General features: G+C 68.3%; 2 protein-coding genes. One reads left to right on the forward strand and one right to left on the reverse strand.

The features are described 5' to 3' along the window. Positions 1–1174: YbfB/YjiJ family MFS transporter (locus RI841_RS16375; RefSeq protein WP_310706692.1), on the reverse strand; the 1174-nt coding region annotated here is incomplete at its 3' end. Between the two features lie 182 nt (positions 1175–1356). On the opposite strand from RI841_RS16375, the gene RI841_RS16380 reads away from it, so the two are divergent. Beyond that, positions 1357–1717, forward strand: a 361-nt coding sequence (locus tag RI841_RS16380; protein WP_310706693.1) for an aldo/keto reductase, incomplete at its 3' end; no start/stop codon positions are given.

The raw sequence follows: 1717 nt of genomic DNA on the forward strand, positions 1-1717 counted from the left end.
GGTCCACCAGGCGCAGCCAGATCAGCAGAATCGCGCCCAGGGCCACGAAGCCGCCGGCCAGCCACAGCCCCGTATCGTAATGGCCGGTGGCCTCGGCGAGCATGCCGGTGAGCGCCGGGGCGACGATCTGCGCCGCCCCGTAGGCCAGCGTCATGCGCCCCATCATCCGCGCCGGGCTCTGCGGGTAGAGCCGGCCGGCCATGGTCAGCACCAGGCTCACGCAACCCAGGAAGGTGCCGCCGTAGAGCACCGCACTGAGCAGAACGCCGGTCAGGCTCGTGGTCAGCGCCGGCAGCACGATCCCCACTACCTGCAGGGCCATGGCGGCGATCAGAGCGCCCAGGTAGCCGAAGCGGCGGGCGATCAGGTCCCACAGCATCACCGCGGGAGCGGCGGCCAGCCCCACCAGGGCGAAGGTCCAGTTGCCGGCGCCGGCCAGCAGCGGCTCCCGCTCGACGATGGCAACGATGAAGGTAGCGCTGATCACGTAGCCGTAGCCGGCGCAGAAGTAGGCGGCCAGCATCAGCCGCATGAAGGTGCGGGTGGGCGGCGTGGCCTTGTGTGGGCGACTGCCGCCGCTACCTTCCGCCGGTTTCGCGGGACGCGGCAGCCAGCACCAGGCGGGCACCAGCAACCCTGCGGCCAGGAGGGTGAAGCCCCACCACTGGGCCTGCCAGTCGAGGGAAAGACGCAACATCAGCTCCACCGCCAGGGCGGCCACCAGCATGCCCAGCCCCAACCCGGCAAAGTGGATGCCCAGTTCACCACGCTGCCGGTGGCTGATCAGCCAGTGCAGGATCAGCCCCGAGGCCAGCAGCATGGCGCCGCTGCTGGAGAAGCCGGCCACGAAGCGCATGCCCGCCCATAGCCAGAAGCTGTCGGCCAGCGCCATGCCGGCGGTGGAGAGCACTGCCAGCAGCAGGGTGAGGCGGTAGAGGGTGTCCTTGAGCCGGATGCTGTGGATGGAGGCCGCCACCAGCGCGCCCAGCATATAGCCGGCATAGTTGAGGGCGGCCAGCCAGCCGCCCTGGGCGTCGCTCAGCCAGGTCTGCTGCTGCATCACCGGCAGCAGCGGCGTATAGGCGAAGCGCGCCACCCCGATGCACAGGATCTGGCTGAACACACCGGCCAGCAGTACGCGGTAGCGCGGAGAGAGAAGGAAAACGTTGGCCATGCCTGGCGCTCCTGGGTCCGTATTATTGTCGCCGAACTGCACTGACTGGGCGGCCGCGTGCCCCTGCCGCGGGGTCGGCATCAAGCTGCACAGCATACCCTCGGGCGATGGCCGCGTCCGACGGGCAGCTGTTATTCTTTGGTGACATCGCCACATGAAATCGAGGAATCAAAAGGAACTTCATGATGTCGCTCTTTTCCCGCCTCAAGGAAGTGGCCTCGCCGATGATCGGCCTGGGCTGCATGAACCTCTCTCACGGCTATGGCAGTCCGCTCCCCGAGGCGGAGGCGCTGCACGCTCTGGAGATGGCCTTCGACATGGGCTATCGCCACTTCGATACTGCCACCCTCTACGGCGCCACCGCCAACGAGCAGCTGGTGGGCAAGGCGCTGGCGAGCAAGCGCCGCGAGATTCTGCTGGCCAGCAAGTGCGGCATGGCCATGGACCCGGCGCTCGGCCGCAAGGTGATCGACGGGCGGCCCGAGACGCTGCGCCGTCAGTGCGAGGCAAGCCTCGCACGGCTGGGTACCGACCACCTGGACC

The sequence above is a fragment of the Halomonas sp. genome, from assembly GCF_031581305.1.
Classification (GTDB): domain Bacteria; phylum Pseudomonadota; class Gammaproteobacteria; order Pseudomonadales; family Halomonadaceae; genus Halomonas.